Origin of the sequence: Citrobacter sp. Cs237, from assembly GCF_030332325.1 — a bacterium.
Classification (GTDB): Bacteria; Pseudomonadota; Gammaproteobacteria; order Enterobacterales; family Enterobacteriaceae; genus Citrobacter_A; species Citrobacter_A sedlakii.
In genome coordinates, this window is the sequence record NZ_JAOWIB010000053.1 from 1 (window position 1) to 264 (window position 264).

At 50.8% G+C, this 264-nt stretch carries 1 tRNA gene; it reads right to left on the minus strand.

What is annotated here, in order from left to right:
* Positions 1 to 2 precede the first annotated feature (2 nt).
* Positions 3 to 78 (minus strand) — tRNA-Glu (locus OGY07_RS01855).
* Positions 79 to 264: the final 186 nt, after the last annotated feature.

The following is a 264-nucleotide window of genomic DNA, read 5'->3' on the forward strand; positions in this document are numbered from 1 at the left end:
AGTGGCGTCCCCTAGGGGATTCGAACCCCTGTTACCGCCGTGAAAGGGCGGTGTCCTGGGCCTCTAGACGAAGGGGACACGAAAATTGCTTATCACGCGCTGCGTGATATTTTCGTGTAGGGTGAGCTTTCATTAATAGAAAGCGAGCGGCCTTATTTCATTCAGCCTCACTCCCAACGCGTAAACGCCTTGCTTCTCTACATCTATCAGACAATCTGTGTGGACACTACAAAGGCAGGTTCTTTAAGGTAAGGAGGTGATCCA